Annotated in this window: 19 protein-coding genes; 12 read left to right on the forward strand and 7 right to left on the reverse strand. The window is 56.6% G+C overall.

What is annotated here, in order from left to right; genetic code table 11:
• The first annotated feature begins 77 nt into the window (after positions 1-77).
• From KQ661_RS17620 to miaA, 6 genes are all read left to right on the forward strand, one after another.
• The gene (locus KQ661_RS17620) at positions 78-1205 is read left to right on the forward strand and encodes a glycosyltransferase (protein ID WP_216727631.1); all 1128 of its coding nucleotides are present in this window, start codon (positions 78-80) and stop codon (positions 1203-1205) included.
• Positions 1206-1370: 165 nt separating this feature from the next.
• Positions 1371-3050, forward strand: coding sequence for an amidase (locus tag KQ661_RS17625; RefSeq protein WP_216727632.1), 1680 nt, complete (start codon positions 1371-1373; stop codon positions 3048-3050).
• A gap of 418 nt (positions 3051-3468) precedes the next feature.
• A complete protein-coding gene (locus KQ661_RS17630; protein WP_216727633.1) occupies positions 3469-3933 on the forward strand; it encodes a hypothetical protein in 465 nt (154 codons plus the stop codon).
• Positions 3934-3987: 54 nt separating this feature from the next.
• Positions 3988-4515: a transposase gene (locus tag KQ661_RS17635; RefSeq protein ID WP_216727634.1), complete on the forward strand. Its 528-nt coding sequence runs from the start codon at positions 3988-3990 to the stop codon at positions 4513-4515.
• Between the two features lie 181 nt (positions 4516-4696).
• Positions 4697-6661, forward strand: coding sequence for an OmpA family protein (locus KQ661_RS17640; RefSeq protein WP_216727635.1), 1965 nt, complete (start codon positions 4697-4699; stop codon positions 6659-6661).
• Positions 6662-6821: 160 nt separating this feature from the next.
• Entirely contained in the window at positions 6822-7733 is a 912-nt protein-coding gene (miaA, locus tag KQ661_RS17645) for a tRNA (adenosine(37)-N6)-dimethylallyltransferase MiaA (RefSeq protein WP_216727636.1), read from the forward strand.
• A 106-nt stretch (positions 7734-7839) separates the two neighbouring features.
• Here miaA and pfkA read toward each other — a convergent pair whose 3' ends face one another.
• The gene (gene pfkA / locus KQ661_RS17650; RefSeq protein ID WP_216689577.1) at positions 7840-8811 is read right to left on the reverse strand and encodes a 6-phosphofructokinase; all 972 of its coding nucleotides are present in this window, start codon (positions 8809-8811) and stop codon (positions 7840-7842) included.
• A gap of 232 nt (positions 8812-9043) precedes the next feature.
• Here pfkA and KQ661_RS17655 point away from each other — a divergent pair, with 232 nt between their 5' ends.
• On the forward strand, positions 9044-9502 hold the full coding sequence (locus KQ661_RS17655; RefSeq protein ID WP_216726592.1) for a tellurite resistance TerB family protein: 459 nt from the start codon (positions 9044-9046) through the stop codon (positions 9500-9502).
• A gap of 103 nt (positions 9503-9605) precedes the next feature.
• Here the strand turns inward: KQ661_RS17655 and KQ661_RS17660 are convergent, their stop codons facing one another.
• From KQ661_RS17660 to KQ661_RS17675, 4 genes are all read right to left on the reverse strand, one after another.
• A complete protein-coding gene (locus KQ661_RS17660; RefSeq protein ID WP_216728003.1) occupies positions 9606-10796 on the reverse strand; it encodes an aspartate aminotransferase family protein in 1191 nt (396 codons plus the stop codon).
• A 283-nt stretch (positions 10797-11079) separates the two neighbouring features.
• Positions 11080-11568, reverse strand: coding sequence for a hypothetical protein (locus tag KQ661_RS17665; RefSeq protein ID WP_216727637.1), 489 nt, complete (start codon positions 11566-11568; stop codon positions 11080-11082).
• 25 nt (positions 11569-11593) lie between these two features.
• Positions 11594-12061 carry a hypothetical protein gene (locus tag KQ661_RS17670; protein WP_216689582.1) on the reverse strand — a complete coding sequence of 156 codons (468 nt, stop codon included), beginning with the start codon at positions 12059-12061 and terminating at the stop codon, positions 11594-11596.
• Between the two features lie 66 nt (positions 12062-12127).
• Positions 12128-12676 carry an RNA polymerase sigma factor gene (locus tag KQ661_RS17675; protein WP_216689584.1) on the reverse strand — a complete coding sequence of 183 codons (549 nt, stop codon included), beginning with the start codon at positions 12674-12676 and terminating at the stop codon, positions 12128-12130.
• A gap of 175 nt (positions 12677-12851) precedes the next feature.
• Here KQ661_RS17675 and KQ661_RS17680 point away from each other — a divergent pair, with 175 nt between their 5' ends.
• The 5 genes from KQ661_RS17680 (at position 12852) to KQ661_RS17700 (ending at position 17338) form a co-directional block, all read left to right on the forward strand.
• Positions 12852-13196: a single-stranded DNA-binding protein gene (locus KQ661_RS17680; RefSeq protein WP_216726596.1), complete on the forward strand. Its 345-nt coding sequence runs from the start codon at positions 12852-12854 to the stop codon at positions 13194-13196.
• A 29-nt stretch (positions 13197-13225) separates the two neighbouring features.
• On the forward strand, positions 13226-14311 hold the full coding sequence (locus tag KQ661_RS17685) for a tyrosine-type recombinase/integrase (protein ID WP_216726597.1): 1086 nt from the start codon (positions 13226-13228) through the stop codon (positions 14309-14311).
• A 141-nt stretch (positions 14312-14452) separates the two neighbouring features.
• Positions 14453-15097 carry a hypothetical protein gene (locus KQ661_RS17690; RefSeq protein ID WP_216727638.1) on the forward strand — a complete coding sequence of 215 codons (645 nt, stop codon included), beginning with the start codon at positions 14453-14455 and terminating at the stop codon, positions 15095-15097.
• Positions 15098-15406: 309 nt separating this feature from the next.
• Complete coding sequence (locus KQ661_RS17695) at positions 15407-15802, forward strand: lipocalin-like domain-containing protein (RefSeq protein WP_317196156.1); 396 nt, start codon at positions 15407-15409, stop codon at positions 15800-15802.
• A gap of 381 nt (positions 15803-16183) precedes the next feature.
• Complete coding sequence (locus tag KQ661_RS17700) at positions 16184-17338, forward strand: serine hydrolase domain-containing protein (RefSeq protein ID WP_216727639.1); 1155 nt, start codon at positions 16184-16186, stop codon at positions 17336-17338.
• Here the strand turns inward: KQ661_RS17700 and KQ661_RS17705 are convergent, their stop codons facing one another.
• Positions 17339-17758 carry a transposase family protein gene (locus tag KQ661_RS17705; protein WP_216680677.1) on the reverse strand — a complete coding sequence of 140 codons (420 nt, stop codon included), beginning with the start codon at positions 17756-17758 and terminating at the stop codon, positions 17339-17341.
• Positions 17746-18237: a transposase family protein gene (locus KQ661_RS17710; protein ID WP_216686216.1), complete on the reverse strand. Its 492-nt coding sequence runs from the start codon at positions 18235-18237 to the stop codon at positions 17746-17748. The genes KQ661_RS17705 and KQ661_RS17710 overlap by 13 nt, the downstream gene beginning before the upstream one ends.
• Positions 18238-18254: the final 17 nt, after the last annotated feature.

Raw genomic sequence — 18254 nt, forward strand, 5'->3', positions numbered from 1 at the left:
AGGCGGCGGTGTAAATTTGACCAAAATAAAATAACCCCAGCCGTGCCCGCACGGCCAGCCCTTGCCCCACTCCCCCATTGCCGCTCCCAACCAAGCCGCTGCTTTTCACCGTCACCACCGATTTGTGCTTCGACCAGCGCATGCAGCGCATCTGTGGCAGCCTGGCCGCCGCCGGCTACCGGGTGCAGCTAGTGGGCTGGCAGCGGCCTACTTCGCCCCCGCTCACGCCGCAGCCCTACCACCAGCACCGGCTGCAGGGCTGGTTTCAAAAGGGAAAGTTTTTTTACCTTGAATACAACCTGCGGCTGTTTTTTTACCTGCTGGGCCAGCGCGCCGCTGCCTGGTGCGCCTGCGACCTCGACACGGCGCTGCCCATGTGGCTGCGCGCCCGGCTGGGCGGCCAGCCCTTCGTGTACGATGCCCACGAGCTATTTACGGAAGTGCCCGAGGTGGTGGCCCGGCCCGCCGTGCAGCGCCTCTGGCGCTGGGTCGAGGGCTTCATCGTGCCGCGCACCCGGCTGGCCTACACCGTGGGCCCGGCCCTGGCGCGGGTGTTTGAGCAGCGCTACGGCCGGTCCTTCGCCGTGGTGCGCAACGTGAGCCGCCTGCGCACCGACGAGATGCTGCCGCCCACGCCCACTGCCGCGCCGCCCAGCGGCTACATCCTCTACCAGGGCGCGCTGAACGTGGGCCGGGGCCTGGAAAGTCTGATTGATGCAATGCCACAGGTGGCGGGCCGGCTGGTGATTTGCGGCGAAGGTGACCTCTCGGCCGCCCTGCGTGGGCGGGCCGAGCGGCTGGGGCTGCTGGTTTCCGGCAAGGTTGAATTTCGCGGCTTCGTGCTGCCGGGGGCGCTGCGCGAAGTCACGCGGCACGCGGCCGTGGGAATTATGCTGCTGGAAAATATCGGCCTGAGCTACTACTATTCGCTGGCCAATAAATTCTTCGACTACGTGCACGCCGGCATCCCGCAGGTGCTCATCGACTTCCCCGAATACCGCGCCCTCAACGACCAGTTCGACGTGGCCGAGCTGGTGAGCGACCTGGAACCTGCTACATTGGCCGCCGCCCTCAACCGCCTACTGCGCGACGAGCCCGCCCGCTACCAGCACCTGGCCGAAAACTGCCGCCGCGCCGCCCCCCAGCTCAGCTGGCAGCACGAAGAACAAGTGCTGCTGAAACTGTTTGCTGGTTTGTTTCTTTAGAGGCTGTTTGAGTTAGCGGGTGAATGGTGTAGAGACGCATCTTTGCGTCTCGTAGGTGAATGATTTCAGCCACACGGCGCGGACGATGAGACGCAAAGATGCGTCTCTACACCGTTCCAGCAGCACAATAGATTTAAACCAGACGTATTCTTAGCTTCGTTTTGCATGAAAAAACTTTTTCCCTCGCTGCTGCTCGGCGGCGCTTGCTTTGTGGCCGGGGCCTTTGTGGCCCGTCCCACTGCCCCCGATGAAATTACGGTACCCATTCTGCGCGCCGCGCAGCAGGTTTTCGGGTTGAATTTCAACGACGCCCAGCTCGATTCGACCCGCCGCAACCTCACGGGCTACCGCGACAGCTACGAAGCCCTGCGCAAAATCCCGCTGCCAAACAGCGTGGCACCATCCGTAGTATTCGACCCGCGCCCGCTGCGGATGCGGCAGGCGCAGTTGGCCGCCGCCACCACCAACGCCGGCAAGCTGCCCGAAACCGCCAAGGTAAAGCTGCCCGCCAACCGCGACGAGCTGGCCTTTTACACCGTGCGGCAGCTGAGCGAGCTGCTGCGCACCCGGCAGGTCACGTCCGAGGAGCTGACCACTTTCTTCCTGGCCCGCCTCAAGAAGTACGACCCGCGCCTGCACTGCGTCATCACCCTCACCGAGGACCTGGCCCTGCAACAGGCCCGGCAGGCCGACCAGGAAATTAAAGCCGGCAAATACCGCGGGCCACTGCACGGCATTCCCTTCGGGGCGAAGGATTTGTTTAGTGCCAAGGGCTACAAAACCACCTGGGGCTCGGTGCCTTACAAAGACCAAACCCTGGACGAGGACGCGGCCGTGGTGGAGCGCCTGCGGGCCGCTGGAGCCGTGCTGTGCGCCAAGCTCACGCTGGGCGAGCTGGCCCAGGGCGACGTGTGGTTTGGCGAGAAAACCCGCACGCCCTGGGACGTAACCAAGGGCTCCAGCGGGTCGTCGGCGGGCTCGGCCTCGGCGGTGGCGGCGGGGCTGCTGCCGTTTGCCATAGGCACCGAAACGCTGGGCTCCATCATTAGCCCCAGCACGGCCTGCGGCGTAACTGGCCTGCGCCCCACCTACGGCCGCGTGAGCCGCGCCGGGGCCATGGCTCTGAGCTGGACCATGGATAAAGCCGGCCCCCTCACCCGCTCGGCCGAGGACTGCGCCATTGTGCTGGCCGCCCTGTGCGCCGCCGGCCCCGATGCCCGCGACCCCGCCACTATGCTGGCCCCCAACCGCTTCCAGTACGCCTTCGGCACCAATATCAAAAAGCTGCGCGTCGGCTACCTCAAGGCCGCGTTCGACCAGAACTACCCCACAAAGGCCAACGACCAGGCCACCCTCGACGTGCTGCGCAAGCTGGGCGTGGAGCTGGTGCCGCTGGAGCTGCCGGCCATCTCGCCCGGCGCGCTACGCTTCGTGCTCACGGCCGAGGGCGCGGCGGCGTTCGACGACCTCACCCGCTCGGGCCGCGACGGCCAGATGGTGCTCCAGAACCGTTCGGCCTGGCCCAACGGCTTCCGCTCGGCCCGCTTCATTCCGGCCGTGGAATACCTGCAGGCCCAGCGCGTGCGCAGCCTGCTTATTGAGCAGATGGACGCCCAACTCAAGGGCTTCGACTGCTACATCGCGCCCTCGTTCAGCGCCAACCTCGTGCTCACCAACCTCACCGGCCAGCCCGCCATCGCCTTGCCCAACGGCTTCACGGCCGCTGGCCTGCCCACCACCATCACCTTCATGGGCCAGCTTTATGAGGAAGGCACCCTGCTGGCCCTCGCCAAGGCCTACCAGGACGCCACCGATTTCGACGAGAAACACCCGCCAATGCCATAAGCCATTAGTCCGGTTGCCCTGCCTCCACGGCCGCTTTTTGTACGGAAGACGGCGCTGAGGGATACATTGCCGGCTTAACGGGTGGCACTACGCGCCGAAATCATTGTTTTGTGGCTACTTGCCCTGATTTGGGACTGAAAGCATTTGGTTTTGTTAGTCTAATTACTAGACGCTTGCTGATTTGCTGATTGTTTGCTGTTAATAGTAGTAGGTATAGGCCCGGTGTACTCTACCCTACTATTTTCACAAGGCATTGCCTCACAGATAATTAAGCAGGGGAGAGCTGCTGGCCCACGTTACCGGGCATAAAAACGGGGTGGGCCGACCTTTGCAGTTCCAACACCTCAAAGCCCTTCCCACCCCGTGAAGCAACGCCTCATCGCCAAAATTACGACCGTTTTACAGCACGTGCCCCCTGGTGGGCCACCTCTCGCGGCAAAAGTTCATCACCCAGTTCGTTATTGGCTTGATAAAGAGCCGCAACGTGCCGTTTTGCGAGGTGGCCCAGCACCTCAACGACGCGGCCAAACCGGCCTCGAATGAGACCCGGATTCAAAACTTTTTCCGCCTCGTGACCCTGGACTATCTCGCCCTGGCGCAGCTCTTTATCCGCCTGTTGCCGGCCACCGGCAAGCTGCGCCTGTGCATCGACCGCACGGAATGGGATTTCGGCCGGTGTCAGGTCAATATTCTGCTCGTCACCGTGGGCCAGGGCGCGTTTCACGTACCGTTGTACGGGGAACTGCTCGACAACCGCAGCGGCAACTCCAACGCTGCCCAGCGCATCGCCCTGCTCGAGGTCTGCATGGCCTTGCTCGGCCGCGCGCGCATCGGCCTGGTCGTGGGCGACCGTGAGTTGGTGGGCCATGTATGGCTCAAGTGACTCAAGGACAACGGCCTGAACTTCGTCATACGCCTGCCTAAACACCATTTGCTCATGGACGCGCACGGCCACCGCCCCGCCATTGCCGACCTGGGGCTGGCCGAGGGGGAGCACCGGCGCTTTGCCCAGCGCCAGGTGGATGGGGTGTGGGGGCAGGTGTGGGTCAAGGCGCTGGCCGGCGGCAAGTTTCTTTTTCTCTTTGGCACCTCGGGCTTGCAGCAGTTGGGCCAGCGCTACACCAAGCGCTGGACCATCGAGCAGTGCTTTCAGAATCTGAAAGGCCGGGGCTTCCACTTGGAAAACAGCCACTTGGCCTGCCACCACAAGCTGCGCAAGCTCCTGGCCCTGGTCAGTCTGGCCTACGCCTTTTGTCTAGCCGTGGGGCAGGCCGCAGACCGACGCCAGCCCATCGCCCGCAAAAAACACGGGTACCGGGCCACGAGCCTGAGCCGCCACGGCTTGGACATCGTGCGCCAACTCACCCGTCCGACGACGGGCGCACAAACAACAGCCAATCAGTTAGCTGAACGGTTGTTGGACTGGATTATCAGGCAAGTATTTTATTATCAAATACTTGCCTGATAATTATAGGGTAGAGCAAACCACTTGAATACTTAATGAGCAAATAAATACTTATTTGCAAAAATCAGGGCCGAGCCTGGGAACAGTTTCTGGACAGTATTTCCGGGTAAGCGCTGCACCGGGTGCGCCAGGTGGTAATTTGCGTTTAATTACCTGACGAAATCCCCCGTTGCTCCGGCCTATGAAGATTTTTCTGCTGCTGGTCTTGTTAAGTTGCCGGTTGATACTGAGCGCGCAGCCCACGCCGCCGGCCACCCAGTACACCAACGCGCAGGCCCGCTACCAGCTGGCGTATGCGCGGGGCTGGGTGCCGCCCCGGGCGGTGGGCGGGCCGGTGGCCACGTTCACGGCCGGCGCGCCCGCTGGGGGCGCAACGGTAAAAGTCAGCCAACAGGCCCTGCCCGATGACCGGCGCGACCTGCGGCTGCTGGGCGCAGGCCGGCCCGATTCGGTGTGGCAGCGCATTCAGCGGCTGCACCGCGTGCAGGTACTGCGCCTCGACCAGCACAGCGACGGCCCCACCGATGAGATTGACTATGAATACACTTACGCCCCAGCGGCCCCTGCCACACGCACGCACGTAGTGGGCCGGCAGCTGTGGCGCGGCGGCTACGAGTTTCGGGTAGAGTACCGGGCCGCCACCGCACAGGACGGCCGCTATCTGGCCGAAGGCCGGCAGCTGGTTGAGTCGTTTGCCTTTACCAACTCGCCCTGGCCCAGCCGCCGCTACGCCGACCAGATTTGCGACGGCAAGATGTACGGCATCGCCGCCCTGCGCTTTCACGACGGGCAATGGGAAGATGACTGCCGCACCATTCACGAGTTTTCAACGGCCAACCCCACGGCCACGCCCAGAGCGCACCGCCTGGTGCTGCCGTTTCAGTCCTACGCCCTGGCCAAGGGGTTCGATAACTGCCTGTATTCCGTTACCAAAGCCCCCACCAACGCCCCCGAGCGCGTATATCGCTACGACCCCGCCGCCCGGCGCGGGGCCTACACCGACTGGCAGCTGCCCGCCCAAGGCCCCGAGAACGTTTGGATATCTGCCGCCACCGACGACCACGGCGACCTGTATTTCATGACTTCCGACGCCAACCAGCTGGTGCGCGTGAGCCCCCACGAGGGCCGCGTGAGCGTGGTGTGGGCCGCCGACCCCATCCGCAAAGCCCCGTATTATTCGCTCATCGGGTTTGCCAGCGCGGGCACGCACGGCAACTTCTGCCTCGACGATGCCAGCACCATGTACATGGTGTACAGCACCGATGGCTCGCTGCTGAAAGTGAATATGAATACCAAACAGCCGTCGCCCGAGCGCATTATGCTCGATGGCCTGCCCGTGCGCGGCGGCTACAGCGACCTGCTGATGCAGAACGACGCCGCCGGCCGCCGCCGCATGTACCTAGCCGGACCGCACGGACTTTATCAGGTTGACCTGGCGCGCCGCCAGGCCACCCGCGTGCGCGGCGGCACCTACACCGACCTGGCCGGCTGCAACCTGTTTGGTGTGGTGCCACCCGCCCCGGCCGTGCCGCCACCCACGCCCACCACCGCCACCTGGGAAGGCCGCGTGCTGGATGCCACCACCTCGCTACCCCTGCCGCAGGCCCAGCTGCGCCTCGACCGCGATGAGGCGGGCACGGCCGTGCTGCTGTCGGTACGGGGCAGCTTCACCTACACTACTGCGCCGGGCCGCAGCTACCAATACCACGCCCAGCACCCCGGCTATTTCCCCGCCGATAGCACCTGGGCCGCTGCTCCCGGTCCGCTGGTGCGCGACATCCTGCTCCGGCCGCTGGCCGTGGGGGCCACCCAGCAGCTGGCCACTGTGCAGTTTGAGCAGGGCAAAGCAGCCCTGTTGCCCTCGTCGGCCACCGCGCTCAACAAGCTGGTGCTGCTCATGATTGACAACCCCAGCCTCACCATCGAGCTGCGCGGCCACACCGATAACGTGGGGCCGCCCGAAAAAAACGTAGTGCTCAGCCAGCAGCGCGTGGCCGCCGTGAAAGCCTACCTCGCCGACCATGGCGTGGCAGGCACCCGCATCACCGGCCTGGGCCTGGGCGGGGCCGAGCCCATTGCCAGCAACGAGCAGGAAGCCACCCGCCGCCTCAACCGCCGCGTCGAATTTCGCATCGTGGGGCTGTAATCATTAATTGAAGCTGTTTAGAAAGTCCCCGAACGGTCATGCTGCGCTGCGCGCTGCATGACCGTTTGAGCACCTTTTGTGACTTTCTAAACAACTTCATTGCCTGTCATCCTGAGCTTGCGAAGGATGACAGCTGTTTGCCCATCCACCCGTTCACCCCATGCTTCCTCCCGAAATCCTCGCCCAGCTGGCCCCTACTGCCGCCGACCCGCGCCCCGTGCTGCTCACCATTGCCGGCCCCACAGCCGTGGGCAAAACGGCCCTGTGCGTGCAGCTGGCGCAGCAGTTTCACACCGAAATTGTATCGGCCGACTCGCGCCAGTTTTTCCGCGAGCTCAGCATTGGCACGGCCAAGCCCACGCACACCGAAATGCAGGGTGTACCCCATCATTTCATCGACAGCCACAGCATCACGGAGGATTACAGCGCCGGCCGCTTCGCCACCGAGTGCCTGGCCGTGCTCGGCAACTTGCTCCAAAAACACCCGCTCGTCATCTTCACCGGCGGCTCGGGGCTCTATGTGCAGGCCGTGACCGATGGGCTGGATGAGCTGCCCGGCGTGCCGCCCGAGGTGCGCGCCCAGCTCCACGCCGAGCTGGCCGCCCACGGCCTCCCCCACCTTGTGGCCGAGTTGGCCGAAACCGACCCCGTGGCCCACGCCCGCATCGACCAGCAAAACCCCCAGCGCGTGGTGCGCGCCCTGGAAATCACCCGTGCTACGGGCAGGCCGTTTTCCAGCTTCCACACCGCCGGCCCGCCGCCCGAAAACCCGCTCTTTCGCAACGTGAAAGTGGCGCTCACCCGCGAGCGGGAAGCGCTCTACCAGCGCATCAACCTGCGTGTAGAGCACATGCTGGCCGCCGGCCTGCTGGCCGAAGTAAAATCGGTGCTCCCATACCGCCACCACCACGCCCTGCAAACCGTGGGCTACCAGGAAATTTTCGGTTTTCTGGATGGGGATTATGACTGGCCCGAAGCCGTGCGCCTGCTCCAACGCAACACCCGCCACTACGCCAAGCGCCAAATGAGCTGGCTGCGGCGCGACCCGGCGTATCAGTGGGTAGAAATGTAACGCGAAGCGGCAGCTTCGCGGACGAGCGCAGCGAGCATGCAGTTCAAACGCTGAACACTCACTTCGTTCGTCCGCGAAGCTGCCGCTTCGCGCTACGCGCTACACACTATACGCTCAGAATCTCCACCATCCGCATAAAGCTCTGGTTGATGATTTTTTTCTTGTTAATAGTATCCGTGAACGGCGTATAAACCAGCTTCTTATCCACAATACCGGCCATTACGTTGCGCATGCCGTTCATGAGGCCTTCCACGGCGGCGATGCCGATTTGGGAGCCCAGCAGGCGGTCGGCGGCCGTGGGTGAGCCACCGCGCTGAATGTGGCCGATAACCGTGACGCGGGTATCGAGCTGCGGGATGGCTTCCTTCACGCGGGCAGCCGTGGTGGTGGCATTGCCTTCTTCCTCGCCCTCGGCCACAATGACGATAAACGAGGTTTTGGAGCGCTTCCAACCCGTCTGCAGGGTTTCAATCACCACATCCACGCTCATTTGCGTTTCCGGAATCATCACGATTTCGGCCCCGCCGCCAATGGCGCACGGAATGGCGATGTAGCCCGAATCGCGGCCCATCACCTCCACAAAGAAGCACCGGTCGTGCGAGTCGGCCGTATCCCGGATTTTATCGATGCACTCCAGCGCCGTATTCACGGCCGTGTCGTAACCAATGGTGTAGTCCGTGCCGTATAGGTCGTTGTCGATGGTGCCCGGTGCGCCCACCGTGGGGATGCCGAACTCCTCCTCAAAAATCATAGCCCCAGTGAAGGTACCGTTGCCGCCAATGGCTACCAAGCCTTCAATGCCGTTGTTCACCAGCTGGTCGAAAGCCTGCTGGCGGCCTTCCTTGGTCATAAATTTCTGGCTGCGGGCCGATTTCAGAATGGTACCGCCCTTCTGCACCGTGTTGGACACCGAGGCCGAATCGAGACGCACAAACTCGCCCTTAATCATGCCACTGTAGCCCCGCATAATGCCGTATATCTCAATGCCGTGGTACGTAGCCGTGCGCACCACGGCCCGGATGGCGGCATTCATGCCCGGCGAATCGCCCCCACTTGTGAAAACTGCTATTCTCTTCATCTGAACTGTCATAAATGCAGCAGGGCGCGCAAATGGCACCCAAAGCGCGCAAAGTTGGTGAAATGAATGCAAACCCTCAACCCAAGCGTAGAAATTGGCGTTATGGAAACGATTGTAATTTCACTTAGCAGAATAATAAATTGACAACAATAAGCCGATTTTACGTGTACCTTACGCCTGAAGTCGCAGTTTCGTTTCCAAAATCATCTCCCACTTCTTACTTCCCACGTTTATGTTCGGTTTTTTCGAAAATGAGCAGGCCAAAAAAATCAAGAGCCACCTGTTGAATCTCGCGGCACTGGCTAAAGCCGACGGCCATATCGATGCCCGGGAGATGAATTTCATCCTGGCGGTGGGCAAGAAGAACGGCATCAGCTCGTCGGAAGTGCAGGCGTTGGTGTCGGGTGCCAAAGGCAGCAGCAATGACCTGCCTACCACCGATTCGGAGCGTTTCGACCAGATTTTTGACCTCGTGGATATGATGCTGGCCGATGGCATCGTGGACGATACCGAGATGGACTTCTGCATCATGATGGCCGAGAAGCTGGGCTTCCGCAAGGCCATTGTGGGCGTGCTGGTGCGCAAGATTTCGCAGGGCGTGAAAGATGGCCTGCCCCAGGAGCGCATCAAGGAAGAAAGCACTTCTTTTCTGAATTACAACGAATTACCCCGGCCCAACGTGGCGGTGTAGGTGGTGAGTTGGTGAACTAGTGAAGTGGTGAGCTTGATGTTTGAGCAGCGCGATTTGCGCAGGCAGAACACCAAACTCACCACTTCACCATTTCACCAACTCACTATTTCACCACCGCATCGACGGCCCGCAGCAGCGCGGCGCAGGCTTCGTCAATCTCCGCGTCGCTGATGGTGAGCGGCGGGGCCAAGCGCAACGAGTTATCGCAGAACAGGAACCAGTCGGTGAGGATGCTTTCGTACTCCAGGGCGTAGTCGATGATGGGCTTGAGCACGGCGAAGGAATCGAATTCCACGGCTATGAGCAGGCCGCAGCCGCGCACGTCCCGAATGGCCGGGTGCCGCAGCTGCTCCCGGAACCGTGCCGCCTTGGCGGCCACGCCTTCGGCCAGCTTTTCGTCCTGCATCACTTGCAGGGTGGCCAGGGCGGCCGCGCAGCTCACCGGGTGCCCACCAAAGGTGGTACAATGCCCCAGAATGGGGTTAGTTTTGAAGCCCGACATAATTTCGGTGCTTGAAATGAAGGCCCCGATGGGCATGCCGCCGCCCATGCCCTTGGCGCACACTAATATATCGGGCTCGATGCCAAATTGCTCGAAGGCCCACATGGTACCGGTACGGCCGTAGCCGCACTGAATTTCGTCGAGGATGAGCAGGGCGCCCACTTCCCGGCAGCGGCGGCGCAGTGCCGGCAGGTAATAGAGGGAGGGCACGCGCACGCCGGCCTCGCCCTGTACGGTTTCGATGATGACGGCGGCCGTGCGCTCGGTAATCAGCATCAGGTCGGCAAAGTCGTTGTGGCGGATGTGGCGCACGTCGGGCAGCAGCGGCCGGAAGCTGTTTTTGAAGTCTTCGGAGCCAGTGATGGACAGCGCGCCGTGCGTGGAGCCGTGGTAGGCATTGAGGCAGGAAATGAGCTCGGTGCGGCCGGTGTGGCGCTTGGCCAGCTTCAGCGCACCCTCAATGGCCTCGGTGCCGGAATTGGTGAAAAACACCGAATCCAGGTACGCGGGCAGGGTTTGGTGGATGGCCTCGGCCAGTTGCGCGGGCACGGCCTGCACCAGCTCGCCGTACACCATCAGGTGCAGGTACTTATCGAGCTGGGCCTGAATGCCGGCCAGCACGCGCGGGTGGCGGTGGCCCACGTTGCTCACGCCAATGCCCGAAATAAGGTCGAGGTAGCGGCGGCCGTCGGGGCCGTACATGTACACGCCTTCGGCCCGCTCAATTTCCAGCAGCAGCGGGAAATCGGAGGTTTGGGCCTGGTGGCGCAGGAATAATTGGCGGGGTGTCAGGACCACGGATTTATCGGATTTAAGCGGATTGGGACGTATTCTTTGTGGTTCGGTGCGGGTGGATGCGCAAGTAGGTTGAACGTCATGCTGAGCGCAGCCGAAGCACCTCTACCGCAATGAGTAATTCATTTACTAATGCGGTAGAGATGCTTCGGCTGCGCTCAGCATGACGGGCAAGGGCTCCTTACCTAACCAGCTAAACCCGGTTTCGATTATTCCACAAAAATAAAGAGGCCGCTGCGGGGGCAGCGGCCTCTTGGCATAGCTCAGAAAGAAAAAGAATCTAGTTGGTGTCAATGGCGGGCGGGCCACCCGCCCCGGCCACCCGCTTGATGACTTCCTTGGTGAAATCGCGCTCGGCCTGGAATAGCTGGGCCACCTGGCGCAGCGAAACTGCCTTTTGAAATTTCTCGAAGTACTCCTTTTCCAGGTTCAATTCCTGCTGGCGCATGGCGAAGGCCTGGTTGAAATTGTCGCGGATTTCGGGGTCAGTCATGCCGTCGGTCACGTCGCGGCGCAACAGGCGGCCACTGCGGTTGAGCTCGCGGCGGCGAGTCGAAAACTCGTTGTAAAGCGGCCAGAATTTCTGGGCCTGGTCCTGCGTGAGGGACACGCGGTTGGTGATAAAGGCAATTTTGGCATTTTCGAGCTGGCCCAAACGCTGGCCCTTGCGGCCGCCGCCCAAGCCGCCCTGGGCATGCGCGGCAGGTGCCACGGTCAGCAGTAACGCTGCCAGACTCAATAACCGAAACGTGGATGATAAAATGGACATGATAGCAAAGTGGTAATTCAGGGATTTATAAATACGTAGCGTCTTCGGAAGGTTGCGCGTCCAGGGCATCGTTCAGCTCGTCTTCCGAAGCGTGCAGGAAACCGTTGGCCAAACCGGGGTTGGCGGCCGTGAGGATGGCCAGGTCGGAGTTTTCGACGCGGGCCCCGCTCGTGAGCAGGTAGCCCACCAGTTCGGTACGGGGCACGGCATCGAGCGAGGCAGTGCTGGCAGTGGCCGGCACCAGCGGCGGCGTACCGCTCAGGAAAAACGAAGCCGCAAAGCCGCCCAGTACGGCCACCGAGGCCAAACTGGTGCGCAAAGCCGGCGACAGAAAAGCCAACCAGCGCCAGCCGGCAGCCGCCTCGCGGGCCTCCGCCTGGGGCAGCCGGGCCATTATCTGCATCGGAAGGTGGTCGAAGTAACCAGCGGGCGGCTCGCTCAGCAGCGGGCGGGGCCGCCGAGGGTGCGCATCTAGCTTGAAAGTAGGTTTCATGTTGGTTGGATGAGGAAGAGGGGGCGGCGTTTAATTCCGCGAATAAAAAATTGTGCTGGGGCCGGGCTATTCGTCAGTGTTGCGGGTCACGTAGTCCTCCACTTTTTTCACGGCGTGGTGGTAGCTGGCTTTGAGCGCGCCCACGCTGGTGCCGGTTACCTCGGCCATTTGCTCGTAGGGCATCTCGTCGTAGTAGCGCAGGTTGAATACGAGGCGCTGCTTGTCGGGCAGGCGCAGAATGGCTTGCTGGAGCTTCAGCTCAATGGCATCGCCGGCCATGGCGGGGTCGGCTTCCATTTTGGCGGCCAGCTCAGCTCCCACATCCGTGAGCGGCAGCAGGAACTTGCGCCGCTTGCTGCTCAGGAAATTCAGGCACTCGTTGGTGGCAATGCGGTAAATCCAGGTGAAAAGCTGGGCATCCTGTCGGAAGTTCTCGAGGTGCTTCCAGACCTTAATGAATACGTCCTGGGTGAGGTCGTCGGCATCGTCGTGGTCCACCACCATTTTGCGCACGTGCCAGTACACCTTGCTCTGGTACTTGCGCACGAGCTGGTTGAACGCCAGGTTGCGGCTGGCGGGGTCCTGGAACTTGAGGAGAATTTCGTGGTCTTCCAAGCGGGGAGGCCGGGGCGTGGGCGGTGAAGTGGCGGTTGGAGGGCAAAGTAAGCGCCGCGTTTAATGAAGCCGCATAAAAAGGGGGCGCATTACCGGCTCAACGGCAACAGGCTAATCAAACTTCCTGACGTTCTTGCCTCTGCAAGCAGCATACTCCGCTTAATGCATCAACTTTATGCGCGGCCTCAACAAAGTAACCCTCATCGGCAACCTGGGTAAAGACCCCGAAATACAAGTACTGGAAGGCAACGTGCCCGTGGCCAAATTTTCGCTGGCTACTTCCGAAACGTACCGCGACAAAAGTGGCCAGACCCACACCAACACCGACTGGCACACCATTGTCCTGTGGCGGGGGCTCGCCGAGTTGGCCCAGGCCTACCTGCGCAAGGGAAGCCTGGTGTATGTGGAAGGCAAACTAAAAACCCGCCACTACGACGACCCCGCCGGCCTACGCCACTACGTGACCGAAATAATTGGCGAACAGGTACTGATGTTGGACAAAAAGCCCGGCGACCAGTAGCGCAAACTTCCATCATCCGCCTGCTACCTATGAAAGCTGCTGTTTCACTCCGCCTCCGTCCCTCGCGCACCGAGTTTCTGGTGTTCTTCCCCTTCTCCAATGAGCCGACGCGGACCGCCCTGCTCGCCGCCGGCGTTCGCTACGAGCCCGCCGCCAAAGGCTACGTGCTGCCTGCCGATGCCGCGCTGGTGGCGCGGGTACGGGCCGCCTGCCAGCACCTGGGCCTGGTGCTGCTGGTGCCGCCCACACCGGCGCTGGCCGTGGCGCTGCCCCCGCCCACCCCGCACGAGGTGCTGCTTTCGCGCTACTGCCAGTTCATCGCCCTCAAACGCTACAGCCCCAACACCCTCAAAAATTACCGTAGCGCGTTTCAACTTTTCCTGGCTTATTGCGGCCCACGGCTGCCGCTGGCCCTCAGCAAACAGGATGTGCTCGACTATCTGGCCGGGCGCGTAGCGGCAGGCATTTCCGAAACGTACCAAAACCTGCTCATCAACGCCATCAAGTTTTACTACGAGCAGGTGGAGGGCCAGCCCCGGCAGTACTACAACATTCCGCGCCCCAAAAGGCCCCAGACCAACCCCAAAGTGCTGGCCCAGGAAGAAGTAAAGGCTCTGCTGCAAGGCACCGAAAACCGCAAGCACCGCGCCATGCTCATGCTGGCTTATGGCCTGGGCCTGCGCTTAGGTGAAGTGCTGGCCCTCACGCCCGCCGACATCGACAGCAAGCGCATGGCACTGTACGTGCGCGGCGGAAAAGGCAAAAAAGACCGCGACCTCCCGCTTCCCGAATCCTTGCTGCTCCTGCTCCGCGAACAGTTCCGGGAATTTCGCCCTATCACGTTTATCTTCGAAGGCCAGCACCCCGGCGAGCCCTACAGCGAGCGCAGCCTGCAAATGGTAGTGAAGCAGGCCGCCAGCCGGGCCGGCATCCAGCGCCCCATTTCGCTGCATATGCTGCGCCACTCCTATGCCACCCACCTCATGGAAGCCGGCACCGACACGCGCATCATCCAGGATTTGCTGGGCCACAGCAGCATAAAAACCACCGAAATCTATACCCATGTCGCTCAACGCGCCCGCCCGCCCTCTCCGCTCGACAGCTTGGGATTATAGCCGGCGAGTTGCGTATAGCACGCTGGTTTAGCCAGTTTCCCGCAAGTTACTTGCGCACTAAGGTCAGATTGACGCAACTTGCCAATGCTGCGGGTTGCGGCAATCGTAATGTTATAACCAATTTTAGAAAGACAACAGTAAATGAAAGAACCGATAGAAGTTTTAGTATTGGAAAGACAAGTAATCAAGTTTTATGATGAAGCTGATTACAAGTTGGACTCTACTGACAATATCAAAACATACAGCAAGACATTTATAAGTGGTGACAAGAATATATTGACTTCTCAGATTGGAATTGAATTATTTGAAGACGATAATCTAAAATCAAGTTGCTTAATAGGCTCAGAAGGTGGCGGAACAGGAATAACGGGAAACACAACAATGATTAGTTATGGCGGACTAGTTATTTGTTGTTCCAACACGGTATTCAAGTTGACAATTCCAGATTTGAATTTAGAATGGAAGACCGTTGCTGATTCGGCTACTTGCTTTGGTATTCACTTTCTTGACAAAGATTATATTGTACACGGAGAACTTGATATTACGCGACTTGACAAAGACGGAAAAATAGTTTGGCAAAAAGGGGGACGAGATATTTGGACAACTGCAGAAGGAATTGATGATTTTGCAGTTTATGATGATTATATTTTAGCGACTGATTGGGATTATAACAGATATAAATTTGACTTTGATGGAAAATTATTAGAAGAGTATAAAGTTGAACCACGAAAAGAAAAACAAACAGAAGAAAAACTAGAAACGAAAAAATGGTGGAAACTTTGGTGAAAATAAAAACTGGCTATAACAGCACCTACCCAAAAGGCGGGGTTTCGTGTTCCAAAGACAGTTTTGTGTTTAATCAAACATTAGTTTTTCAAATCAAGTTTTGTGGTAAAAGTCCCGCCCTTCGGGTAGCTGCAAAACGTTGTAGGCAAGGCAAAAATGACCACATCACCAAACGTAAATTTTGACAAAATGGAAAAAGTTCGACTGATAATTCTAATGGCAATATTGACACTCACACATAACTCCTACGGACAAAATAATAGTAAAAACTAAAAGACAAATAAAAAGACACTGGGGCAAGGGAAATTAATAGGTACATGGAGGTTAGTTGAATTTGCAGACTTAGATTCTTTGACAGGAAATTGGAAATATCGCTATGGTAAAAATCCAAAAGGGTATTTTACTTATACAAAAAATGGAATCGTTAACTTGAATATTTCATCTACTATACCCTTAAAAATATCGGAAGACTCAACAAAGAAGTATTTTCCTAATCTTTATGAATATATTGATACTACAGCTCTTGGATACTTCGGATTTTATACAGTTGACTGGGAAAAATCAATAGTGATTCATCATGTTAAAGGCGGTACTATTCCAAATTATATTGACACTGACCAACCCAGACCATTTATACTAAAGGGTGACACTTTAATTATTGGTAATAATAAAACATGGAAGAGAGTGTTGGTAAGAGCAGATTAAAGTATTTGAACTGCCCTGCCTACAACATGGGGTTTGCTGCAAGTGTGGCTGGACGTTATTAGCATCAGCAGCAGTTCGCTACTCCGCTTCAGTCCGGGCTTGGCGGAATGCAATTGGGCTTTAGATTTTTAACTTGTACTTTTAAATCCTTATTGAGCAGCGGTTCCAGGCAGACGGAATACTAATTCCACACCTGCAGCAAGTCCTGGACGTTGTGCGTCATTGTTCCGAACACTCTAATAATGTTAATGCGGGAAAAATGCTTGTATGCACAAACAGACGATTTGCAACAATGCGTCTTGGGATGCTTTTCGGCCACTGCTGAATCTCGCGCATTAACCTAACGCATTATTCCGCACAAGCTTTAATAAATCAAACGATATGCTTAGAAAATTATTTTTCTTTACTTTTTACTTCTGCATCTTATCTTTTTCTAAAACATTATTTGCTCAGACACTTTCCGACAAAGTGGACAGCTACGTTCAGAAGGCTATGATTGAACGGCATATTCCCGGATTATCATTGGCTGTTATACTTGACGGAGTGACAGTAAAAGTAAAGGGATATGGATTGTCAAACATTGAGAATAATACATCTGTAAATCCTGAAACTATTTTTCAGTCAGGTTCTATAGGTAAACAATTTACAGCAACGGCAATATTGCAATTAAAGGAAGAAGGCAAATTAAAATTAGATGATAAAATATCAAAGTATTTTGTAGGAACACCAGCAACTTGGCAAAATATTACCATTAGAAATCTGCTAACTCATACTTCAGGTATTCCTGATATTCCAGAAGATTCTACAGGAATAAATCTACAGAATAATTATACTGAACAAGAACTATTAAAAATAGCAATGAAACTCCCTCTTGATTTTAAGACAGGAGAAAAATGGGCTTACAGTAACACAGGCTATGTAATATTAGGAATCCTCATTCATCAAATAACAGGAAAGTTTTATGGAGAAATATTGAAGGAAAAAATATTTTCTCCACTTTCAATGGAAACAATAAGAATTATAAATGAACCCGATATTATATTAAACCGTTCGTCAGGTTACGAGTTAAAAAATGGTGAGTGGAAAAATCAAAGTTGGGTTGCTCCAACATTAAATACTACAGCAGACGGTTCGTTATATTTAACAATCCTTGACCTTATAAAATGGGATGCTGCAATTACGAAAGAAAAAGTATTAACCCACGAAGATTTACAATCTATGGTTACTCCTGTAAAACTAAATAATGACAGCCTGCATCCCTACGGCTTTGCTTGGTTTTTAAATTCAGTTAACGGACACAAGGCTTTTCAGCATAGCGGCAGTTGGCAAGGTTTTAATAATTACATAGCGAGATTCCCAGACGATAAATTAACTATTATTGTTTTGACAAATCTAAATCCTTCAAGTCCAGGGTTAATAGCTAAAGATATTGCAGCAATTTATATTCCTGAACTAAGCAGACCAAAAGTTTCTGTAATAAAAGATGATAATGCAATTATGATAAATCTTATTACTAGACTTGTTGCGAGCTATTAATCACAGATTTAAGCTGAAATTCCACAAGCCCGCACACACTCCCAGCACGTCATTGTACAGGTTCAAATTATGCAAACGTAATCGGTCTTCCAAAATTCGATAACGTTTCAATCCGCCAATGCTATGCTCTACGGTAATTCGTTCACTTGCTTGTTTTGTATTTATTTCTCGTTGTTCATCGGTGAGTTCTTTCCCTTTCGGCTTTTTGATAGGAATAAAAACTTTCCGGCAAACGTAGTCTTTCGCGAAGCCCAAAAACCCCAGGTCCAACCGCACCTTGAACTTTTTAAACCACTCTTTATCAACTGGTAAAATGCTTTTTAGCACACTGTAGTCGTGGTGTCTTCCGCCGTAACAACGGCTGATAAAACCAATCCAGCGAATGGTCGTTGAAATAACTATCTCTTTTACGGCGTGTATTTTTTTTTACCGCTATAGTAGTCTTTTTGCATCTCTTTATTTCCTGGTCGTTGCTTGCGTTGCTCTGTTCCATCGACCAATAACGTCTCGTGTTCCTGAAAATAGGCTTCAAATTCGGCCACTGTCGCAAATTCCCGCTTTGGCGCATGCCCGGTTTGCTCCAGCGCTTCTTGGAGCACCGTAATGCCTAATTCCTGGTTGCGTTTCGCGTTGGAACCGTCCATCCCACTGACCAATCCCAACAAATCATACGTCAAGTTTGCTTTGAAGCTGAATAGGGTGAAAAGCAGTAATTCTTCTTCTGTTTTAAGGGCTACTTCATACGGCGCAAAAGCCCCACGTTCAATCATATCTGTTCCATTTAACCGAAAATACGCCTGCTTAAAATGCGCCAAAAGCTGCGCAAAACGCTCCGCCGTGAGTCCCGTGGCAGCACGCCATTTACGCGAAGTAGTGAGGTTTTTTACGGAAAAGTTCATGTTCTAAATTTAAGTAC

It is taken from the genome of Hymenobacter siberiensis, assembly GCF_018967845.1.
Lineage (GTDB): Bacteria > Bacteroidota > Bacteroidia > Cytophagales > Hymenobacteraceae > Hymenobacter > Hymenobacter siberiensis.

Bases quoted from the DNA above. Each gene is read 5' to 3' on its own strand.
- KQ661_RS17625 (WP_216727632.1), top strand. From the start codon at position 1,371: ATGAAAAAACTTTTTCCCTCGCTGCTGCTCGGCGGCGCTTGCTTTGTG.
- KQ661_RS17635 (WP_216727634.1), top strand. From the start codon at position 3,988: ATGGACGCGCACGGCCACCGCCCCGCCATTGCCGACCTGGGGCTGGCC.
- KQ661_RS17640 (WP_216727635.1), top strand. From the start codon at position 4,697: ATGAAGATTTTTCTGCTGCTGGTCTTGTTAAGTTGCCGGTTGATACTG.
- miaA (WP_216727636.1), top strand. From the start codon at position 6,822: ATGCTTCCTCCCGAAATCCTCGCCCAGCTGGCCCCTACTGCCGCCGAC.
- pfkA (WP_216689577.1), bottom strand. From the start codon at position 8,811: ATGAAGAGAATAGCAGTTTTCACAAGTGGGGGCGATTCGCCGGGCATG.
- KQ661_RS17655 (WP_216726592.1), top strand. From the start codon at position 9,044: ATGTTCGGTTTTTTCGAAAATGAGCAGGCCAAAAAAATCAAGAGCCAC.
- KQ661_RS17665 (WP_216727637.1), bottom strand. From the start codon at position 11,568: ATGTCCATTTTATCATCCACGTTTCGGTTATTGAGTCTGGCAGCGTTA.
- KQ661_RS17670 (WP_216689582.1), bottom strand. From the start codon at position 12,061: ATGAAACCTACTTTCAAGCTAGATGCGCACCCTCGGCGGCCCCGCCCG.
- KQ661_RS17680 (WP_216726596.1), top strand. From the start codon at position 12,852: ATGCGCGGCCTCAACAAAGTAACCCTCATCGGCAACCTGGGTAAAGAC.
- KQ661_RS17685 (WP_216726597.1), top strand. From the start codon at position 13,226: ATGAAAGCTGCTGTTTCACTCCGCCTCCGTCCCTCGCGCACCGAGTTT.
- KQ661_RS17690 (WP_216727638.1), top strand. From the start codon at position 14,453: ATGAAAGAACCGATAGAAGTTTTAGTATTGGAAAGACAAGTAATCAAG.
- KQ661_RS17700 (WP_216727639.1), top strand. From the start codon at position 16,184: ATGCTTAGAAAATTATTTTTCTTTACTTTTTACTTCTGCATCTTATCT.
- KQ661_RS17710 (WP_216686216.1), bottom strand. From the start codon at position 18,237: ATGAACTTTTCCGTAAAAAACCTCACTACTTCGCGTAAATGGCGTGCT.